The sequence below is a fragment of the Candidatus Avoscillospira sp. LCP25S3_F1 genome (genome assembly GCF_052117125.1).
GTDB lineage: Bacteria > Bacillota > Clostridia > Oscillospirales > Oscillospiraceae > Avoscillospira_A.
In genome coordinates this window covers 223846-243028 of record NZ_JBQKJT010000004.1, presented here as the reverse complement: position 1 = coordinate 243028, position 19183 = coordinate 223846, and the positions used below count along the sequence as shown (strand labels likewise).

Annotated in this window: 19 protein-coding genes and 1 pseudogene; 10 read left to right on the top strand and 10 right to left on the bottom strand. The window is 50.7% G+C overall.

Annotation, left to right across the window (positions count from 1 at the left end; genetic code table 11):
* Both ACTQ33_RS05410 and ACTQ33_RS05405 read left to right on the top strand, forming a co-directional pair.
* The coding region (locus tag ACTQ33_RS05410; protein WP_441462770.1) for a DUF6076 domain-containing protein at positions 1–580 on the top strand (580 nt) is incomplete at its 5' end.
* A gap of 32 nt (positions 581–612) precedes the next feature.
* Positions 613–1806, top strand: coding sequence for a hypothetical protein (locus tag ACTQ33_RS05405; RefSeq protein WP_441462768.1), 1194 nt, complete (start codon positions 613–615; stop codon positions 1804–1806).
* Positions 1807–1837: 31 nt separating this feature from the next.
* Here the strand turns inward: ACTQ33_RS05405 and ACTQ33_RS05400 are convergent, their stop codons facing one another.
* Genes ACTQ33_RS05400 through ACTQ33_RS05385 form a run of 4 tightly spaced genes read right to left on the bottom strand, consistent with a single transcriptional unit; the run spans position 1838 to position 9311 of the window.
* Positions 1838–4891 carry a type I restriction endonuclease subunit R gene (locus tag ACTQ33_RS05400; RefSeq protein WP_441462766.1) on the bottom strand — a complete coding sequence of 1018 codons (3054 nt, stop codon included), beginning with the start codon at positions 4889–4891 and terminating at the stop codon, positions 1838–1840.
* A 2-nt stretch (positions 4892–4893) separates the two neighbouring features.
* A complete protein-coding gene (locus ACTQ33_RS05395) occupies positions 4894–6204 on the bottom strand; it encodes a restriction endonuclease subunit S (RefSeq protein ID WP_441462764.1) in 1311 nt (436 codons plus the stop codon).
* Complete coding sequence (locus tag ACTQ33_RS05390) at positions 6197–7990, bottom strand: type I restriction-modification system subunit M (protein ID WP_441462762.1); 1794 nt, start codon at positions 7988–7990, stop codon at positions 6197–6199. The genes ACTQ33_RS05395 and ACTQ33_RS05390 overlap by 8 nt, the downstream gene beginning before the upstream one ends.
* Entirely contained in the window at positions 7977–9311 is a 1335-nt protein-coding gene (locus ACTQ33_RS05385; RefSeq protein ID WP_441462760.1) for a transposase, read from the bottom strand. The genes ACTQ33_RS05390 and ACTQ33_RS05385 overlap by 14 nt, the downstream gene beginning before the upstream one ends.
* Before the next feature lie 344 nt (positions 9312–9655).
* Between ACTQ33_RS05385 and ACTQ33_RS05380 the strand changes: the two genes are divergently transcribed.
* Both ACTQ33_RS05380 and ACTQ33_RS05375 read left to right on the top strand, forming a co-directional pair.
* Positions 9656–9871 (top strand): hypothetical protein, encoded by a 216-nt coding sequence (locus ACTQ33_RS05380; protein ID WP_013379459.1) that lies wholly within the window; start codon positions 9656–9658, stop codon positions 9869–9871.
* Positions 9872–9875: 4 nt separating this feature from the next.
* Complete coding sequence (locus ACTQ33_RS05375; RefSeq protein ID WP_013379461.1) at positions 9876–10103, top strand: DUF2188 domain-containing protein; 228 nt, start codon at positions 9876–9878, stop codon at positions 10101–10103.
* 149 nt (positions 10104–10252) lie between these two features.
* Here ACTQ33_RS05375 and ACTQ33_RS05370 read toward each other — a convergent pair whose 3' ends face one another.
* Positions 10253–10504, bottom strand: coding sequence for a DUF6061 family protein (locus ACTQ33_RS05370; protein ID WP_013379462.1), 252 nt, complete (start codon positions 10502–10504; stop codon positions 10253–10255).
* Between the two features lie 345 nt (positions 10505–10849).
* On the opposite strand from ACTQ33_RS05370, the pseudogene ACTQ33_RS05365 reads away from it, so the two are divergent.
* Both ACTQ33_RS05365 and ACTQ33_RS05360 read left to right on the top strand, forming a co-directional pair.
* Positions 10850–11245: pseudogene (locus ACTQ33_RS05365) on the top strand (transposase); the annotation flags it as partial.
* Positions 11246–11268: 23 nt separating this feature from the next.
* Positions 11269–11562 (top strand): hypothetical protein, encoded by a 294-nt coding sequence (locus ACTQ33_RS05360; protein ID WP_441462756.1) that lies wholly within the window; start codon positions 11269–11271, stop codon positions 11560–11562.
* 182 nt (positions 11563–11744) lie between these two features.
* On the opposite strand, the gene ACTQ33_RS05355 is transcribed toward ACTQ33_RS05360, so the two are convergent.
* Positions 11745–12086 carry a helix-turn-helix domain-containing protein gene (locus ACTQ33_RS05355; protein WP_432489775.1) on the bottom strand — a complete coding sequence of 114 codons (342 nt, stop codon included), beginning with the start codon at positions 12084–12086 and terminating at the stop codon, positions 11745–11747.
* A 274-nt stretch (positions 12087–12360) separates the two neighbouring features.
* Here ACTQ33_RS05355 and ACTQ33_RS05350 point away from each other — a divergent pair, with 274 nt between their 5' ends.
* Positions 12361–12693, top strand: coding sequence for a cytochrome C biogenesis protein (locus ACTQ33_RS05350; protein WP_441462754.1), 333 nt, complete (start codon positions 12361–12363; stop codon positions 12691–12693).
* Between the two features lie 232 nt (positions 12694–12925).
* Positions 12926–13633 carry a DUF3879 family protein gene (locus ACTQ33_RS05345; RefSeq protein WP_441462752.1) on the top strand — a complete coding sequence of 236 codons (708 nt, stop codon included), beginning with the start codon at positions 12926–12928 and terminating at the stop codon, positions 13631–13633.
* 52 nt (positions 13634–13685) lie between these two features.
* Here the strand turns inward: ACTQ33_RS05345 and ACTQ33_RS05340 are convergent, their stop codons facing one another.
* Both ACTQ33_RS05340 and ACTQ33_RS05335 read right to left on the bottom strand, forming a co-directional pair.
* Positions 13686–14921: a zinc-ribbon domain-containing protein gene (locus ACTQ33_RS05340; protein WP_441462750.1), complete on the bottom strand. Its 1236-nt coding sequence runs from the start codon at positions 14919–14921 to the stop codon at positions 13686–13688.
* Positions 14918–15841 (bottom strand): zinc-ribbon domain-containing protein, encoded by a 924-nt coding sequence (locus ACTQ33_RS05335; protein WP_441462748.1) that lies wholly within the window; start codon positions 15839–15841, stop codon positions 14918–14920. Before ACTQ33_RS05335 ends, ACTQ33_RS05340 begins: the two co-directional genes overlap by 4 nt.
* 133 nt (positions 15842–15974) lie before the next feature.
* Between ACTQ33_RS05335 and ACTQ33_RS05330 the strand changes: the two genes are divergently transcribed.
* Complete coding sequence (locus tag ACTQ33_RS05330; RefSeq protein ID WP_441462746.1) at positions 15975–16400, top strand: helix-turn-helix domain-containing protein; 426 nt, start codon at positions 15975–15977, stop codon at positions 16398–16400.
* A 58-nt stretch (positions 16401–16458) separates the two neighbouring features.
* Here ACTQ33_RS05330 and ACTQ33_RS05325 read toward each other — a convergent pair whose 3' ends face one another.
* Entirely contained in the window at positions 16459–17703 is a 1245-nt protein-coding gene (locus ACTQ33_RS05325) for a right-handed parallel beta-helix repeat-containing protein (RefSeq protein WP_441462744.1), read from the bottom strand.
* Complete coding sequence (locus ACTQ33_RS05320; protein WP_441462742.1) at positions 17703–18401, bottom strand: serine/threonine-protein kinase; 699 nt, start codon at positions 18399–18401, stop codon at positions 17703–17705. Before ACTQ33_RS05320 ends, ACTQ33_RS05325 begins: the two co-directional genes overlap by 1 nt.
* A gap of 111 nt (positions 18402–18512) precedes the next feature.
* Here ACTQ33_RS05320 and ACTQ33_RS05315 point away from each other — a divergent pair, with 111 nt between their 5' ends.
* Positions 18513–18938: a helix-turn-helix domain-containing protein gene (locus tag ACTQ33_RS05315; protein WP_441462741.1), complete on the top strand. Its 426-nt coding sequence runs from the start codon at positions 18513–18515 to the stop codon at positions 18936–18938.
* Positions 18939–19183 lie beyond the last annotated feature (245 nt).

The window sequence follows — 19183 nt, the reverse complement described above, 5'->3', positions numbered from 1 at the left end:
TTATGCGGCAATGTTCGGGCAGTTCTTCAAAGGTGAGCCAACTCTGTCGGTGGATAACCCGGCCTGGATGACTCTGACCAATGCTTCGGTGCAGTATGTAGCCGCCACTCGGCCCGGAAAGACAGAGCCGCAACTGGTCAAGCGAATGCACTATGTTTCTTTTGTAGGAATGTTCCGTTCTGACTTATTTGAGGGGCTTTGTGTGGGCCATGCGCCCAAGAAATGTCCCATCTGCGGCAGGTGGTTTCTCACCATTGACGCACGGCACACCAAATACTGCGGCGGGCTGGCCCCCGGTGACCAGCGGAGACGGACGTGCCGACAAATCGGCAATCTGAGAGGACGGGAGCAGCGGGAGCTTGCAGATGATCACCCCATTAAGGCCATTTATACCCGCCGCATGAACACCATTTTGCAAAGCACCCGCCGTGGAAGGCTGGATGAAGAAACGGCAGCAGCTATGAAAAAGCTGGCAAAAGATAAGATGCTTCGTGCGCTTTCAGATCAGCGCTATGCCAGCACTGTCTATGAGCAGGAAATGACCCAAGATGCACTTTTGAAAGCCGTACAAAAGAAATAAGCAACGAAACATCCGAAAGGTGGTGAGGGAAAATGGATACAGCGTGGACATGGGAGCTGCCCGGCTACTGTGTCAAATACAGCTTTCTGACGGAACCCAAGGGCTTGACCATGTGGGAAGTGGAACGCATCTTCCAGCTCGACCCGGAACCGCCTGTTCGGGAAAACCTAAATGATTATATCTTTAAGGCCGTGCAGAGCCGAGAACTGCGCTGGTTTTCCTTTTTTCTACATCACTATGAGAACCGGCTCAATGGCCGTATTCGCCGTTTCCTGCTGCGGGAGGGGCTGGATCGCTATGACCCGGAACGCTTTTTGGACTACAAAATGGGCTGTGTGCTTGCCATGCTGGACTGTCTGCGGGAATACGATCCCGCACAAGGGGCGGATTTTCTGACCTATGCCCATCATTTTATCGGGAACGCCCTTTTGACCTGCCGGATACAAGAGGAGGCTGGTTCCTTTGAAAATGTGGATGAGTACAAAGCTGTGCGTGGGATTGCTTGGCTCTATAATCAATCCGGTCAGTCTGAACAGGCGACAATCCAGAAATATGCCCAGAAAAACGGTTGTACCGAGGAAACCGCAGCAAAGTTTTTGGCATTGGCCAAGCAAAATCGAAGCCGTGTTCCATTTTATCAGACCATTCAGGATGAGGACAGCGAAGAAACCGGAGAGGATGTCAGCCGGGATGACCATTGGGACTATGCGGAGATTCTATGGAACGGTATCCGGGCTGAAGCTGTCCGAGAAGCGTTTGAAAAGCTGAATTACCGGGAACAGACCCTTTTGGAAAAGAGAAACGCCATCTGTATGACCTGTGGACGGGTCAGTCCCATCAGCACCCGGTTGACCTTTGAAGAACTGGCAGTCCTCTTTGAGGGCAGCACGGCCAGTGGTGCAGAACGGGCCTACCGTAAAGCCGTGGATCATTTGGCCTGTCTGCTGACAGAAGCTGGGATGCTTCACATGATCCGACTGAAACGCAAGTCCCAGACCAAACGCAAAAAGAAAATCGCCGCCGCTGCCTACCTATATCAGGTGGACAACGACGGCGAATGGGGTGAGATTTCGTTTGATTTTGAGGCTGGAACAGCGGAGATTATCCGGTTGGCAGAGTGGGATACGACGGTAAGTAAGAAATTTGCAAAACAGGCAATCTATCATCTGCAAACTTCTCCAAATCATAATCTGCCCAAAGATGGGATAATGATAGTTGAAATATGATTCCCATATTTAAGGCTGAATATCTTCCACCTTATTTGTCGTCGTGCAGTTCTTTATACAGACGATCCGCCAAAGCTCTCATCACAGCCTGATACTTATCTGCATCCAAGAAGAGTTGCTCATATGCTGCGGTGTTCTCCATATAAGCTTCCTGTGCGGTTGTATCAAAAATACCCGGGAAAAGACTTCTCTCATATACTTGGCGATCCTCGGTCTTTGCGGCTTTTTTTGCTTTAGAATCCTTGCGCATTTTTTGATACAGCGTATCAACCATTACACGGTCTGCATCTGTGAATTCACCATAGAATTCTTCATTGATGCGCTGAATGATCTCGTCCAATGGACTGGTACGATCTTTCTGACCGCCAGCTCGTTTTGGCTGAGTCGGTTTCCAAGAGCCAGGCTTGCTTTCAAGTTCGATTGCACCTTCATATGTCTTTTCCAGACGATAATATTCCAGCTTGACTCTATTATCAAGGTCAAATGGCTGTACGGGATCGGAGGGAAGCAACTTTGCCAAGTAAGAGCAGAAAACGTACTCTTTGTGCAGTTCCTTATCGAACATACGGGTAATTTGAGAAATGTAGTTATACCACTTAACGAGCGCACGGACTTCTCTACGAAACTGATAGCGTTGCTCTTGATTGAGTCCGTTGTACTTATCAGCCACAGGCTTTAGCGCATTGGATATCTTTCCCTGAGTCAGATTTGCCTTGCGCACATCCGGATCAAAATAAATGCTGGAAACTTCTTCAATATCTTCAGCTGTATAGATACCAAAACCACGAAGCGTTTTCTGGGTTGTGTAAATCAAATCGAAGTTGATTTCTTCATCCAGACTGGTTTCTTGATAGAACTGCTGGAAAGCTTCACGGATGCGTTCAATCGGATTTACAAAATCGAGAATATAGGTGTCCTCTTTGCCAGGATAGATACGGTTGACACGGCTCAAAGTCTGAACAGCCTTCACATCACGAAGTTCTTTGTCAACAATCATCGTGTGAAGAAGCGGCTCATCAAAGCCTGTCTGATATTTTTCTGCAACAATGAGAATATTGCCTTCTTCGTGGAATACAGCCTTTGTCTGACTTTCCTTCACCCGATTGCCGTTGCGATCCACATTCATACCGCTTTCGGTGTATTCGGTACCTGTCGGGTCATCCGGGTCTTTCAGGCTCCCGCTAAAAGCAATCATGATTTCTACATCGTCGTAATTGTTGCTTTCAAGATAACGCTTAATTTCATGATAGTAACGGACTGCCGCCAGCCTGGACGCAGTAACTACCATCATCTTTCCACGGCCACCGATTTTCTTTTTTGTGACCTCACGGAAAGTCTCTACAATAATAGCTGCTTTCTGCTGAAGGTTGTGTGGATGTAATTCCTCATAGCGTCGAATCGTTCTAACAGCCTTGGAGGTAGGGACTTCCGGATTGTCCTGGACATTCTTTGCGATTTGATAACACATTTTGTATGTGGTATAGTTCGCTAAAACATCCAGGATAAATCCTTCTTCGATAGCCTGTCGCATCGAATAGATGTGGAAGGGATGGAAAGAACCATCCGGTTGAGGTTCGCCGAAAATTTCCAGGGTTTTGCCTTTGGGCGTTGCAGTAAAGGCAAAGAAACTCATGTTGCTGTGTTTACCTTGGCTGAGCATTTCTTGCACAAGAATATCGTTTGCCTCGACTTCTTCGATAGCCTTTTCTTCCAGTTCAGCATATTCTGCAAGAGCATCGCTCACATCAGCAAGAGCCGCCTTGAGTTTTAATGCGCTCTGTCCGGTCTGGCTGCTGTGTGCTTCATCTACAATAACCGCATAATGCTTACCAACAGCGGACTCGACTTCATTGTAAATTACAGGGAACTTCTGTAAAGTGGTGACAATGATACGCTTTCCATCGTTAATGGCGTCACGCAGAGCGCCAGAGTTTTTCTTCTCGTCAATCGTAACTACACTCCCTAAAGTGTGGTCAAAGCTGGAAACGGTGGCCTGCAACTGTTGATCGAGAATACGGCGGTCTGTAATAATGATTACGCTGTTAAAAATTGCATCGTTATTTTCGTTGTGGAGGCTGGCCATACGGTAAGCCGTCCAAGCGATAGAATTAGACTTGCCGGAACCGGCACTATGTTGGATGAGGTAGTTATGTCCAGCGCCATTAGTTCTAACATGGTTGACCAGTTGACGCACGACATCCAACTGGTGATACCGTGGGAAAATGACTTTGCTGCTGACGGTTTTCTTTGTGGAACCGTCCGGCAAAGTCTCTTTTTTTTCTGTTCTCTCGTAGTTAATGAACTTTTGCAGAATATCCAACAAGCTATCCTTCTGGAGGACTTTCTCCCAGAAGTATGAAGTTACATAGCTGCCATCGGTGCTCTTTGGATTACCTGCACCGCCATCCTTGCCTGCACCGGCACTGCCTTGATTGAAAGGAAGGAATGTTGTCTCCGGGCCTTTCAGCTGGGTAGTCATATATACATTGTAGAGATCACAGGCAAAGTATGCGAGAACACGCTTATTAAATCCGAATGCTGGTTCATTGGGGTTACGGTCATATTGCCACTGGCGCATGGCGTCATCTACCGACTGCCCGGTGAGCTGATTCTTCAGTTCAATCGCCACAATGGGGATGCCGTTGACAGCCAGCATCATATCGACTGTATTTGTGTTGCGTTTAGAATAGTGCCACTGGCGGATACACTGGCAGACATTCTTTTGGTAGTTGGTGATGGACACCTCGTTCAGCTCAGACTCTGGCTTAAAATAACACACACGGAAATTGATGCCACGATGCTTAAAGCCGTGACGCAGGACGGAAATCAAGCCATCCTGCGTGACAGCATTTTCAAATGCCTTATAAAACTGCTGAATCGGGTTAATCGTACACATCCGCTCAAAGCGTTTCCATGCCATAGGCTGGGTGTTTTTTACAAAGTCAGTCAAGGTGACGATGTCCAGAAACTTATCTTTGCTTTCATCACTACAATAACCAGCATCCGTTGCCTTTGTCCATCCGCCTTTTTCGGAAATGAGATAAGCCTCTATAAATTCCTCAAAGCGTTTTTCTGTCTCGTTCATGGTCACACCACCTTTCTTTTGCCTGTTACAGTTTCAAATATGAGCGAGCGTTTGTACATTTCGAGTTCGATTATCAACAAATTTTTTAGTTCGATTATCTCGTCGATTTTCCTACATTCTGTATCCAGGAAATTCGCTATCTGTTCTTGTTCTTCTCGCGGAGGTAAGGGAATGACTATTTCTTTCATTGCCTCTTGTGTCAAATGGGGAACTCCCATGCCATTTCTCAAGCGTGCAATAATGTTCTGAAATACATTGCATTGAAGGTAATAATACTCATATCTATAATCCAAATCTTCGTTTGGTGTTATTACAGCAAGGGAACCATTGACTGTAGATTCTCCTAATGGCAAACTGTCAATTCTTGCACACTTACCTATGCCTGCTCCGTCTTTTACAAGCAGAATATCGCCAACTCTTAATTTAATTTCTGGAGATTCATCATATCTCTCTTGAGTTATGTAGTTGAGTTGTTCCCAGCATAGATAGTTATTGTTAATGTTGAAGGCAGATAAAAACGGATAGCCGTCTTCAACATATTCTTCTGCTTTCAAGCCCTTCCATCCCAACCTTGATCTTATCCAGTTTTTGTATACAAATCGGGCAGTGTCCCAATGCGAGGGAATTGATGGAACCCACTCGATTCTGCATTTTCTCTTACCTACATCACCATCAAGGCCACTAAGAACAGTTGTAGAGATGATATTTGCTTTCAAAGTTTTGTAATCTTGGATACTGGATTTAGCTTCATCTATAGCCAAATCAATTTCTGAACATTGATCATCCAGAAAATACACGATGGCATCCTGCTCTTTTTGACTTGGAAGCACGATACGAAGTTCTTTCACTTCTGCATAATTTAACCCCTGCCGTACACCGGAACCCATGCCATAAAATCCTTTTTTCAGGTCAAAGGCATGGAGCAGGTAGAACAAGTATTTTGAATTGCTTGTGTCGATTGGACGCAAGGTTGTATAGGCGGAGGTAATAATACCACGCTCTGTGGCCAAACCTACCCGAAGGCTTGTATGGTCGTTCTGTAAATCTGTTAAACGAAGGACTATATCCCCGTTTTCGATAATGTTATAGCCGTCAAAAGACGCAGGAAGAAGTCCATCCGGCGAATCAATATCTTTACGTTTGATTTTGCCGTAACTCAAAGACAGCAGATTCTTTTCCTGAAGATTGCTGTTTTTTTCCTTGACCTGGGTTACAAGTTGATACAAGGTGTGGACACGCCAATCAGAGGGAACACTGCCTATCCATTCGATGCCGCTATCTTTCATCTTTTCATAGGAAGTAATCTCACTCATTTTGCCCACCACCATTTCCGAACAATGCCTGCAATTTCTCCATCAGTACCTTTTCACGGGCCGCAATACGTTTTGCAATATCAGCTGCCGGTTCCAGTTCCTCATATTCATAGAAGGTACGAGTAAATGGAATCTCATACCCGACCTTGGTCTTGCTTTTGTCGATCCAAGCACCCGGACGATAAGGGAGAACTTCCCGTGCAAAATAAGCATCCACATCTTCATCAAGTGGAACACTTTTAGTGTCACGCTTGGAGGTATCGGCTACTGGCTTTCCTTTTTTTACAATCGGGTTGCCGTCATCATCCAAAGCAGGACTTTCCACTGTAATTTTATTGTAGCCAAGCGATATGGCATCAAGCACTTTGCTTTTGCAAGTCAGCACTGTTTTTTTATCTTCTAAGGTTTTTGTAAAAATTGCACTTCTATATTCGCTGTATGCCTGTGTGATCAAATTGCGGCAAGATTCCGTAATATCTACACGCTTATTACCGATAGGACGTCTGCGTGCCTCACAGCACTTGCTGGCATCAATCAGCAAAATGCGTTCTCTATGTGTTTCGGGTTTGTTTTTGGATACTATCCAGATATAGGTTGCAATTCCGGTGTTATAAAAGCTGTCATTGGGAAGCTGAACAATAGCATCCAACCAGTCATTCTCAATAATATAGCGACGGATTTCACTGGGGCCACTTCCTGCATCTCCTGTGAAGAGAGAGGAACCATTTTGGATAATAGCCATTCTGCCGGTGTCCTTCAATTTTGCAATGCCATTCAGCAAGAACAGCATCTGCCCATCGGATTTTTGAGGCAAGCCAACGCCAAACCGACCGGCATCGCCCAGTTTATGTTCTTTCTCCACATCAGCTGCTTCACGCTTCCAATCGATACCGAATGGAGGATTGGAAATAATGTAGTCGAAGGTATAGCCCTTGAATTTATCCGCATTCAAGGTGTCACCGAACTGCATGTTTTCAGGATCGCCACCACGGATCAGCATGTCCGCTTTGGCGATACCAAAAGTAAAAGGATTGATTTCCTGGCCATAACAGATGATTTCAGCCTCTTTGTCAAGGGCATGAACACGCTCTTCCATACAGGTAAGCATCTGGCTGGTGCCCATCGCCATATCGTATACAGTCTTGGCCGGGGCGTCTTCGCCGGAAAAATCCGCATTCATGGTAAGCAAGTCACACATCAAATAAATAATGTCACGGCTGGTGAAGTGCGCACCTGCTTCTTCATCATAACTCTCAGAAAAACGCTGAACAAGGTTTTCGAAGACATAGCCCATATCAATTGCGGAAATTTTCTCCGGATTCATATCTGCATTGTCAGCAGTAAAGTCGCTGATAACCTGATACAGAACTCCCGCATCCGCCATACGCTCGATTTGCGTAAAGAAGCCCATATTCGCCAGAATGTCGATAACATTATCGGAGAAGCCGTTGATGTAAGCCTCGAAATTGGTCTTAATATTCTCTGGGTCAGCTTTCAGTCGCTCGAAGGTGTACTGGCTGGTATTGTAAAAACGATAGCCAGATGCAGTACGCAGAAAACCATCTTTGACGGCTAACTGTTTCACCTTTTCATAAGTGGCCAGCACTTTCTCTCTGGTCGGGAGTAAGCAGTCATGAAAACGCTTAATCACGACCATGGGCAAAATAACCAGACCATATTCATGAGGCTTATATGCTCCAAATAGACTGTTCGCCACATTCCATATCAGATTTGCTTTTTCTTGAATGTTTGTACCGACTATTTTGATCTTTTCATTGGTATCCATAATCTCGTTCCTCCCTAATATTGGCTGAGATCTCATTGATTTTCTCGGTTAAACGACTTGACTTAATGCCGTATCGCCACAGTTCTCCGTTTTCCTCCATGGTGTCGTGAGTTATAGAGAAGATGCAGCGACCACGCATTACATCGAAAATGCAGTGCGGCATATCCTTGATAGCGTCACAGATGCCTTGCACCGCAAACTGATAATTGTTGGGTGGCTTCTCGCCCAGTGTCAAAAATCCGCTTAATTGCTCGCCAAAGATATCAATAATATCACCAACTGCCAAAAACTCATCTACCTCTGTCGGAATCTGGTCTGCCCATGTTCGGAGATCTTCCATCGACCACTTGGTTTCCATAAGCTCCAACAATCTCTGATGGTGATTGTAAGCCTGTTGTAACCTCGGCCTACTCTTCATCCCTTCCTTAATTCTGGGAATGACAGTTCTATCATCCAGGTCTTTGTGGAGTACCGTCAATCGCCGGTCTTTATGAACCACCGGAAATCGCTTTCCGTCGGAATGGATAATATCAAGCATAGCGTTTCTGGCATATCGCTGAATCGCCTCATCAGTCACCACAATTGAAGCCATTGGAAAGTACTGATTCACGGCATTAAATAAGCTATCGACTGGGTCTACATATATGGTTTCAACTTGGTTAGCATCCAATGTTTTCAGAAATGCACCACAGGTTTCCTCAGATGAATCTCGCATAATATCCAGGCAATAAACCTCACCATCCCAAATTCCTAAAACAGCGGGATAGAACTCCCCAAAAAACACCACCTCGACAATGCTAATGATATGCGGTGTTCTGATCGGGGGCAACAATGACTCCCTATATTGAATTCTTCGTCTCATTACTTCACCCACTGAAGCAGTAGAAGCTGGAACACCGTAATGCTGGCATACTTTTTTATATGAAAATTGAAAGGTCCCGTCTGCCAAGGCATCTGATAGCCGGTTTGTGAATTTGCATCCCTTTTCTCCAAATTCTGTAGGCTCAGGGAAAACGCTTTGCCCGCAACTATCACAGCGCATATAACGCTGATGAAAAAGTAGGCTGATTATTTGAAATGTCTTGTGGTCCTCGTCAAGCCACAATAAATCCTTGAGTTTTCGATCCACAATTTTAGAGCAGCGTGTTCTCGAGGAACGACAAGCAGGGCAGAGCAATTTTTCATCCTCAAAGTATCTACGATGTACAACTTCTAAACCAACATCATCCCTGTTTGTTTTTAATACCACAAGTTCGGGTATGCCCAGCCATTCGGTTTCGGCTTTGGAGATGTTTTCTTTTGTGTATAGCTTTTTTCCCAAGGCACACTCCTCCCATCTTATTTCATTATACAATATTTGCCACCAAAAATCAAACAGTTTTAACTATTATCTTATATTTTTTTAATTTTGCCACCAAACAACGAACATCTTAATTTTTCATATAGCAGGAATAGCTGTATAATGGAACAATCAGAAAAAGAGAAATTCACCGGCCCAACGGAAGCCGTGGACAGGTGAATTTCCGAAGCTTTTAAGGAGGTGGTGTCTTATGTACAAATAAAAAGAGCGGCAATCTGCTGGCACAGATTAACCGCTCATTTGCAATATGTACGCTATCAAAATATCATGTATCGCTTGTTTGGTCAAGCAGAAAGGAAAATTATATGTATCATTATTACTATGTTAACAACAATCAGACGTTAAATCCTGGCCTTCATCATGAAGTCCATACAAAAGAGCATGCTGAACAGCTTGGCATCCGTAGCGCACAGTATGTGGGCTACTTTGAAAGCGAGGTTGAGGCAGTAGCTCATGCGAAGAAAATCTATCTCGATGCGGACGGTTGTGCAATCTGCTGTCCTAAGGCACACAGGGGGTAATCGTATGGCTCGTTCTACTCATCATGTCGTTCACAATCCCAATGGTGGCTGGGATGTAAAACGTGGCGGAGCTCAACGCTCCAGTGGCCACTATTCCACCAAGGAACAGGCAGTAAATGCTGGAAGACAAATCAGCCGAAACCAAGGCACTGAGTTTGTCATTCATGGGCTGGACGGTCGTATTCAGTCTGCGGATAGCCATGGAGGGGACCCTCATCCGCCGAAAGGCTGATTTCGATAAAACACTGGTCTCCAAAGGCTCCACGAAGTCTATAAGGAGAAAAGTGGGTAAAATGCTTGCCGACCACAAGGCTAAGTTAAGACAAAGGGCATCCATGCTTTCGTATGGATGCCCTTTGCACGTCAAGATTTATAGAGTTATCAATCAGAATCTAACTGCGGGATCTCCGTTACGGTTCGCAAGTATTTTTCTGGATCACCATTCAAAATCAATTCCGCATAAGACAGCGGATCGTTGTAGATGAGCCAGTCCAGTTCAGACCGCTGGAAACGGCTATTCGCAACTTCGTCCTCTACAGCGGTGCAATTAATGGAAATCATGCTGTCGTCAGAATATCTTAGTTCAACGCAGCCTGTGTCCATGTTAAATTCACAGGAAAGTAATGTTTTCATAATGCTATCCTCCAATATAGGCTCTGTTAACAAGAAAAACTCCCGACTAATTCCTGTTAGGAATCAGACGGGAGTTTCGTATGCACCCGAAAACCGTCAGCTAACAGTTGATAAGTGATTTAGTTCCTTATCACTGTTAAGCCAAAGCGTTCGGGATTTTTATTTCTTCATGGGGCTGTTTTTGGTCTACCACAATGAAGGCTCAAACTGGCAGCCTCATAGCGTCACGCGTGTGGCACGACTGCCGGGAGAGCGTTTTTTTCACGGCCAGGGGAGACTATCCTAAGTTTTGTGTAAACCTCCTGAGTGGTGTAGAATAGAAGCACCACATTGGAGGTTTTACATATGGCCAGAAAGAATCGCACCCCAGAAGAAAATGCCCGTCGAGAGAAAATCCGTGAGCTGCTGCAGATGGCAAACATCGGCAGTATGGATGACATCCAGAATCTGTTTAAGGAGACCATTGCCGAGTTCATGGAGAATGGCTTGGAGGCAGAGCTGGATGACGAGCTGGGCTACAGCAGATATGATTACAAGAGCAAGGACACAGACAACAGCCGTAACGGCCACAGCAGCAAGAGGCTGCGTACCAGCTTTGGCGAAGTGGATGTGTCGATTCCCCGGGACCGGAAGGGGGAATTTGAGCCCCAGGTGCTGAAAAAGAACCAGACCAGCATCAGTCAGGACATTGAGGCGAAAATCCTGTCCATGTACGCCAAGGGTATGACAACTGGCGATATCCCATGCAGTGGGTGCTGTGCGTGGTGGGCATCTTGCTGGTGGGCATCGGCGTCAGCTTTGAAGTGACCGCGAATGTAGTCACGCTCGCGGGCGAAGGAATGGTGCTGGCCCTGTGCAAGGCTTTCCCGGTGAAATTTCCCAATACGAAGATCAGTTTTGACGTGACCTTGGTGGTCATTGCCAGCGCCCTGTCCCTGATTTTCCTGCATCAGCTGGAAGGCGTGCGGGAAGGCACCGTGGCGGCAGCCCTTTGCGTGGGGCTGGTGGCCAAGCAAGTCACCCCTCCTCTGGCATCTCTTGCCAAACGATATCTTTGAACAACAGCGGCCCGGAAGCGAAGCAACGTGCTCTGCTTCCGGGCCGTCTTTTCTTGTGTCAGCGCATGTGGTACAATAAACACAGAAGAAGCGGGAACCCTTGTATTTTCAGGGGTTCCCGCCTTTTTTGTTACTATCGTGTTATTAGTTCAGTGTTCAGTGAAGCAAAAATTCATTGTAGTTCAACCCATGAAAACCAGTTTGTAACCGGCTTCCGAAAACCGCCCTACGGCAACCAAAATGGAAACCGGAATGCGATTATCCACAATGGGGGCGCTGGTAGAAAGTTCCCATTCACCATCTTCAAGGGTTTCCACCCTGACTTCCAAAGATTCCGGGATCACCCGAACACGGGCAACCTTCTTCAGTTGGGACAGCTTTTCCACCAGATAGGCTTCCACATATTCCGGGGGCTGTCTGATCCCGGCTTCCCAATTTTGAATTGACCGGGCCGGAACCCCGAATTCCTTTTCAACTTCCTTTTGTGTCAACCCGGCAAATTCACGGGCTTCTTTGATGTTCATATTTCAAACCCCTTTCAAAGTCTTTCGGTGGAGGGGGGGGGAAGCCCCCCCTGATCTGATGTTTAGATTTCGTGAACCAGAACCCTAACATGAAGGCGTTGGATATTGTAACCACCGGCAAGAATGGATTCGACCCGAACACTTCCCAGCTTGCCATACACGACACCGTTCAAAGCCCCACCGCTATAATGGATTCCGTCCCAATCAGTGACTTCACCGGTGATAGCGTGGATTCTGCTAATAACTACTACTCTATAATACAAGGAGCCGCACAATGACCGAATTTTCCTGCTGTAAATTAGAGATTTTTCTTCCGGAAACCCACTTGCCTGCCCTTCAGCAAGCGCTTCAGGCGGTGGACGCGGGACACATCGGCGGCTATGACAGCTGCCTGTCTTACAGTCCGGTTACCAGCTGCTGGCGGCCCTTGGAGGGCAGTCAGCCCTACTTGGGGGAAGCGGGGGTGCTGTGCACCCAATCGGAACTGAAGGTGGAAGTCACCTGCCGCCGGGAGCGGCTCGCGCAGACGCTTGAGGCGGTGAAGGCCGTCCATCCTTATGAGGAACCGGTGATCAACGTGATTCCGCTTTATCAGGTGGGGCTATAAAAATGCTGCCCGCAGGCGGCAGATGTTCCGGATGGACATTACACGAACACCTATTTTCTCAAAGGCGGATTTGCCGTAAGGGTGTGGCTGTGATGTCAAAATAGAACTAGAGGGTCAAGGTACGATGTGCCTTGGCCCTCGGGCTTTCTGTATGGCAATTTTCATCTGTTAATTTTTTCCGAAATTGGCCGATGATAACAGTAGAGATTGAAACACTGGAGGTGTCACTCCCATGTCCATAGAAGCAGTACCATTCAAGCCCTATACCGGCCCCATTGACACCGGCAGCAAACGATATCAGACTGCCAAGGCCATGATGGAAGAAGGAAAAGCCGCCGGCAGCGAAGAAAAAAACCAATACGAAGCCAAACTGGAGGAGCTGCGCATGCTGCTCAGAATGCTGGGCAGAGACACCGCCGTGGTGGATGAAATGGCAAAGCTCTACGAAGGCGACGAGGAGCGGACCATCCGCAACCTCATGGGAATGCTGGACGAGGACGGCGACCGTCTGAACTGCTACGGCGTAGCAGGTATGGACATCACCGGCATGGATCCGTCTACCCATCAAAAACTCATCGACATTCCAGAAGCCGCCCGGCAGGACATGTTTGACATGGCGATGCGGGAGTACATCCGGGACAACGGCATGAGCAGCGGCGAAACGGACCGGACCGCCGTCTATACTCGTTATCAACTGAGTGTGGAGAAATCCGAGCGGCTCAAGGGCACCTGGACCCTGCAGCAATACGAGGGCTGCTACAACCGGGCGTTTTATACTCTGGTCAAGGAGGCCAATCCCGATTGGCAGCCGGGGGAGAAATTTGACCCCGCCATTCTCAAGGGGGTTACCAGGGAGGATGTGGAACGGCGCATTGTCCAATCTTCCGATGGACGGAGCCTGACGCTGACCAGCGGCAACGCCATCGACATCAAAGCATAACAAAAAGGACGCCCTGCCGGCTGCGACCGGCGGGGCGTCCTTCTGCCAATACTCAATCTTCAAAAACGGTTTCTTCGGTGTTGAGGTTCTGGCTGCAGCGGTTATCGATATCCGTGCCGTTGCCGCGGAACACGGTGCCGGGGAACTGGAGCGTCAAATCTGTGGGCACGCTTTCCAACAGGACCGCCGTGCCGTTGTTTTCAAAGACATTGTCGTTGTAGAGGGAATGGTTGGCGCTGTTGCCCTCGCTGTTGAAGTGGAAGCCGATGTTGTTGTCCCGGACGTCGCACTCGATGACATTGACCCAGGCCGCGCCGTAGGCCAGCACCGCCGTATCCCAGCCGGAGAGGCGGCAGCCCGTCAGCCGGGTATTGCCCGACGCCGAAACGCCAATGCCGTCGCCGTCGCCGAGGAAGTCGATGTCGTAGAAGAAGCAGATCCACCAGCCGCCCTCCACCACCTGGACCGTGTCGGTAAAGGTGGTGCGCTGCTCACCATCGGTGCAGCCGTAGAAGTTGTAGCCCTGGCGGTCCAGCCGCAGCTGGCCCGTGTAGGTCACCGGCGGCAGGTAGATGTTGACGATGTCGGCCTCGCCCACCTCTGAGCGAATCTGCTCCAGCAGCGCTTGCAGCTGCTCCGTGGTCTCCATGGGGTAGTCCTCATAGCGGTAGTCATGGACGGGAATGGGTTCCACGATGATATCCTGGCGCAGATGGATGGTGTCGCCGTTTTTCATGGTGATGGTCCATACCATCTGTGCGGTGCCGCTGCCGGTGAAGTCAATGAAACTCATGACCATGGCCTCGGTGTCATAGTCATTGGGAGCCGGTTCGCTGCAAGTGATCTCCAGATCGCCGCCGGTGGGCTCCAGCATTTGGGCCGTGATGCCCTCCACCTCCTGGGAAAAAGCCTCTGTGGCGTCGGCGCCGGTGACAGCGTCATTGATAAATAGCAGCGATGGGAACCGGTACTGCTCGTCCGGGGCGCTCTGCTGGTAACGCTCCGGCTGCGGCGTGGCCCGGCTGCCGGAATAGGCCAGCACCAGCTGGTAGTCGTTGTAAATGATGCTGCCCTGGCCGTCAAAGACCTCCGGCCGGGTGGATGCATACCAACCGATCAGACCGGCGGCCACGACTGCCAGCACCAGCAGGACCAGCAAAATCTTCCGACGCAAAGGGATAGCTTTCCGGGCGGGCTTTCGTTCCTCCACTTCCTTGGCGCAGTGAGGGCAGAAGGACGCGCCTTCCGGCAGGGGCGCGCCGCAATGGGGGCAGGGATGTTCTGTCATGGTGTTTCTCCTCCGTTTCCATTGGTGTCCAGCATGGTGTATCCCACCAGTTCATGGTTTTCGTCCAGCAGCAGATAGCACATCCACCGGCCCTCGTCGGGCAGGTCTTGCTCCAACCGCTCCAGCTCCCGGCACTGGTCCTCCCTGGTGGGACTGGTATAAACGGACCACAGGTGATAGAGCTGGGCATCGCTTTGCCGCAGGGTGGGCGTTTTTCCCGTGTTGTAACCCTTGAGATACCACACGGCCCCCGACGAATCGATATCCTCCGGGGCGATATAATTGGAAAACAGGCGTTCCCACTCCGCGTCAAAAGCCGCCAGTTCCTTCTCATAGAGCTTTGTAAAGTTGTAGTCGCACAACGTCACATCAAATTGCCACTGCCCGTCGCCCAGGTTTTTCGGCTGTCCGATAAAGTAGCCCATCAAGTGGGTATTGCGGTCGAACAGCAGCAGACAGTGACGATTGGAGCCGTTGTTGCGGGCATTGAAGATATTCCGCTCCGTCCCGCTGCCCTCCGTGCCCTGACTGGACACCAGGGCGGCCAGCTGAAAATTATCTGTCAGATAGTTATCGATGTTGTCGCTGGTGAGGGAGGTGGTGCCGAAATTCATGGCCGTCACCTCCGGAAACCACGCCTGCAACAGTTCGACATTGATGGTACAGCGTCCAGTTTCATCTGTCTGTAAAACCACCGCTTCCGTAGGCCCCTTGGGCAGTCCCTTGGGCCGCAGCCAGCCCCAAAGGACCAGGGAGGCCGCCAGGACCAGCAGCGCCGCCAGCATCGGCAGCAGAGAGCGGCGGTGTGGAACGGCCGGGGCCTCCATGGACTGCCGCGTCTGCAAACTGCTGGCACAGTGGGGACAAAACGACGCCCCCTCCGGCAGCTCCGCACCGCAGCGGGGACAGGTGTGCTTCATAACCATGCCTTCTTTCGCCTTTCGGCAAACAGGACAAATTCCTGTCACTATGCACAGGGCATATTGTATTTTTCTCTGAGGTATTGTACTGTTAGTATAGAAATGCAATCAGCAATTGTAAAGAGGTGAAATCATGCCGGACAAGACTACCAGCGATCTGCGCCAGGAATTGATGGAGGAAAACAGCATCGATACCTATTTGCAGGGCAACGCGGCGCTGTTTGTCAATCAGGATGTAGTGGTGCTGCTGACGGAGCTTTACGAGCAGAAGCACCTGACCAAAGCGGCCCTGGCCCGGCAGGCGGGCATGAGCGAGGTCTATCTCCATCAGGTATTTGCCGGGCGGCGGAATCCGTCCCGGGATCGGCTCCTGTGCCTGTGCATCGGCCTGGAGGCCACGGTGGAGGAGACCCAGCAACTATTGCGGCAGGCAGGCTACGCCCAGCTCTATCCCCGGGTGCGGCGGGACGCCATCATCCTCCACGCCATCGCGCATCAGAAGCCCCTGCCCCTGGTCAACGACAAGCTCTATGAGGAGAACGAAAAAACACTATTTTGAACCGACAGGCGCGCCGCAGTCAGCGGCGCGCCCGCTTGTTTCTTCCGGAGTCGGACGCTCAGGACACGGCTGTATCCGTCAAAGTGAGGGCAAAGCCGCCGCGGTTGTCCAGATTGACGCCGTTTTGTTCCAGCACGCAGTTGATAACCTGTACGAGGGCCTTTGAAGTTTCGCCGGACAGCAAAACCCCTGTCCCATTGTTGGTAAACCGGCATCGCTCGACCATGTTGTTGCCCATCTCCGGCGCCAAAGACAGGCCCACATCGTTTTCCGTCAACAGGCAGTCGTACAGCTCAATCCAGTCGCTGCCCCGGCAGGTCACCGCCGTTTCGTAGCCGCGGAAACTGCATCCCGACACCTTCAGCGGCGCGGCGGCCCATAGACCGATACCAGGCCCCGCAAAGGCAATGTCACAGAGTCTCGTGGCGTTATAGCCCCGGCCCGTGACGCGGATGCCGCCCCGGATGGTGGTACGCTGTCCGTCCACCTCAGAACCGTACAGGCGAACAGGCAATCCGGACAGGATCAGCGTCCCCTCATACTCCACCGGCGGCAGACAGAGTTCCGGCGTAACGTCCGGCGGCAACTCCTCCGCCAGACGGTCAATGCTCGTTTGCAGCTGCTGCATGGTGTCCATGGGCAGGTCTTCCGCCGTATACCGCCGCAGCTCCAGGGGTTCGACGATCTGCCGTTGGTCCAGACAGAGAGTATCGCCGTTTTTCAGATTGAGCGTCCATCGAATGGTCACATCCGGGCTGCGGCCGGTCCAGCGGGGATTGCACTGGAAGGCCGTTCCCATACCAGATACGGCGACCAGCTGCGGCTCGCCGCAGGTCACCCCGTGGTCCATGGGCGTGTCTGGCACCACCTCCACATGCCAGGACGATACCTTGGTCTGGATAAACAGCTCTGTAACGTCGCCGCCGGTCATTGCCTCATTGATAAACAGGTTGGTAAACCGGGCGTGTTCCTCGTCCAAAGGGGTCCAGACACGATATTCCGCCACCGGCGCAAACCGGTCGCCGTTATCGCCCAGCACCAGTTCATAGACGCCGTCCCGGTCCGTGTAGGTCAGCCCGCCCTGTCCGGTATACATTTTTGGCCCCAGGGCGTTGGACAGTCCCAGCAGCAGCGCTGCCCCCAGGATCAATAGGCCCAATACCCGCGCTGCCCGCCGCAGCTGTCCGCCCACATATCGGGGCGGCTCCAGCGGTTGCCGCCGGTTGAGACCGTGGGCACAGTAGGGGCAGAAGGAGGCGCCGTCGGGCAGCGGTTTCCCACAGTGGGGGCAGCTTCGGTCCATCACAGTGCCTCCATGAGCCGCAGAACGTTCTGATAGCGCCGCTGGGGATTCACATGGGTGCAGCGATCCACAATGCGGCCCATGCGGCCCTCCACCAGATGCTTCGACGGATGCTGCCCGGTCAGCATGACGTTGATCAGAATGCCAAGGGAGTAGATATCGCTGCGGATATCCGACTGGGTCAACCCGTACTGCTCCGGCACGGCGAAGCCGTTGGTACCCAAAATCTGCGTGTCGTTGTCGTGCTCCGGTTTGTGGAGCCGGGCGGCGTCAAAGTCGATGAGCACCGCTTCATTGCCCCGTAGAATAATGTTTTCCGGCTTCACATCCCGGTGGACGGCCCCCAGGGAGTGGAGTACCCAAAGGGCGCGGCACACCTGCATAACAATGCGCCGCGTCTCCTCCTGGGAGAAGCAGGCGTCCTGTAACAAAAAGCCCAGCGTATCCCCCTGAATGTACTCCTCCAACACCAGAGCATGCTCACCATCGGTCACAGCCTCATAGATCACCGGGAGATTGGGACAGGTGTATTGCAGCAGTTTCCGATAGACATCGCTGTTGCCCTGGAACTGGCGCAGTACAAACCGCCTGCCGCTGGCCCGATGGCGAAGGAGCTTCACACTGCCCCGTGGACTTTCTTTCAGCACCCGCTCCGTATCGTACTCCCGCGCCAGGGCCTCAGAAAACCAAGTGTACATTCAAATTCCCCCAATGGGTACACTATGCACCCAGCATATTGCATTTTGTACGTAAATATTGCATATTATCAGTATAAATCATTCCGATTGGAAAGTAAAGGAGGCGGCGTCATGGCGGAGGAAACCACTGTGGAACTGCTGCGGGAACTGACCTGCACCGACGATCCGGCCGCCTGCATCCGGCGGCGGGAAGGGCTGTTTATCCGGGATACGGTGCCGTCGGTGCTGACGGCGCTGTACCGGAAACGGACCATGTCCAAGGCGGAACTGGCCCGGCGCAGCGGCGTCAGCCAGGTCTATCTCCACCAGGTATTCGCCGGGCGGCGGACGCCGTCCAGAGACCGGCTGCTGTGTCTCTGCTTGGGCCTGGGGGCCTCTCTGGAGGAGACGCAGTATCTGCTGCGGGTGGCCGTCAGCGCCACCCTGTGGCCCCGGTCCCGGCGGGACGCCGTGGTGATCTATGGTGTGACTCACCGGTTGACGCTGGCTCAGATGGACCAGACACTGGAAGACCTGGGAGAAGCGCCGCTGCGCTAAGCACGGCCCCGGTTTCTGCTGCCCTATGGGCAGGGAGCAGAAAAATTGACAGCGGCCGCCGGACCTACTCCAAACCAGAGTGGGTCCGGCGGCCGCTGTGGGGTGTGGGAAAAGAAAATCGCGAGGGAAAAGAGATGGATTTTACCGCCGGGTTTATGATACAATAGCCGCACAGGAGCAATTGTATATCCAGTGCAAGCTGTGGTGCTCCACCGCCAACGGGGCAGCTGAAAACCATAGCAGTA

Coding starts and splice junctions, on each gene's coding strand:
- ACTQ33_RS05315 (WP_441462741.1), top strand. CDS start 18,513: ATGGCGGAGGAAACCACTGTGGAACTGCTGCGGGAACTGACCTGCACC.
- ACTQ33_RS05355 (WP_432489775.1), bottom strand. CDS start 12,086: ATGAACATCAAAGAAGCCCGTGAATTTGCCGGGTTGACACAAAAGGAA.
- ACTQ33_RS05370 (WP_013379462.1), bottom strand. CDS start 10,504: ATGAAAACATTACTTTCCTGTGAATTTAACATGGACACAGGCTGCGTT.
- ACTQ33_RS05325 (WP_441462744.1), bottom strand. CDS start 17,703: ATGGACCGAAGCTGCCCCCACTGTGGGAAACCGCTGCCCGACGGCGCC.
- ACTQ33_RS05375 (WP_013379461.1), top strand. CDS start 9,876: ATGGCTCGTTCTACTCATCATGTCGTTCACAATCCCAATGGTGGCTGG.
- ACTQ33_RS05350 (WP_441462754.1), top strand. CDS start 12,361: ATGACCGAATTTTCCTGCTGTAAATTAGAGATTTTTCTTCCGGAAACC.
- ACTQ33_RS05330 (WP_441462746.1), top strand. CDS start 15,975: ATGCCGGACAAGACTACCAGCGATCTGCGCCAGGAATTGATGGAGGAA.
- ACTQ33_RS05390 (WP_441462762.1), bottom strand. CDS start 7,990: ATGGATACCAATGAAAAGATCAAAATAGTCGGTACAAACATTCAAGAA.
- ACTQ33_RS05400 (WP_441462766.1), bottom strand. CDS start 4,891: ATGAACGAGACAGAAAAACGCTTTGAGGAATTTATAGAGGCTTATCTC.
- ACTQ33_RS05395 (WP_441462764.1), bottom strand. CDS start 6,204: ATGAGTGAGATTACTTCCTATGAAAAGATGAAAGATAGCGGCATCGAA.
- ACTQ33_RS05320 (WP_441462742.1), bottom strand. CDS start 18,401: ATGTACACTTGGTTTTCTGAGGCCCTGGCGCGGGAGTACGATACGGAG.
- ACTQ33_RS05335 (WP_441462748.1), bottom strand. CDS start 15,841: ATGAAGCACACCTGTCCCCGCTGCGGTGCGGAGCTGCCGGAGGGGGCG.
- ACTQ33_RS05345 (WP_441462752.1), top strand. CDS start 12,926: ATGTCCATAGAAGCAGTACCATTCAAGCCCTATACCGGCCCCATTGAC.
- ACTQ33_RS05380 (WP_013379459.1), top strand. CDS start 9,656: ATGTATCATTATTACTATGTTAACAACAATCAGACGTTAAATCCTGGC.
- ACTQ33_RS05405 (WP_441462768.1), top strand. CDS start 613: ATGGATACAGCGTGGACATGGGAGCTGCCCGGCTACTGTGTCAAATAC.
- ACTQ33_RS05340 (WP_441462750.1), bottom strand. CDS start 14,921: ATGACAGAACATCCCTGCCCCCATTGCGGCGCGCCCCTGCCGGAAGGC.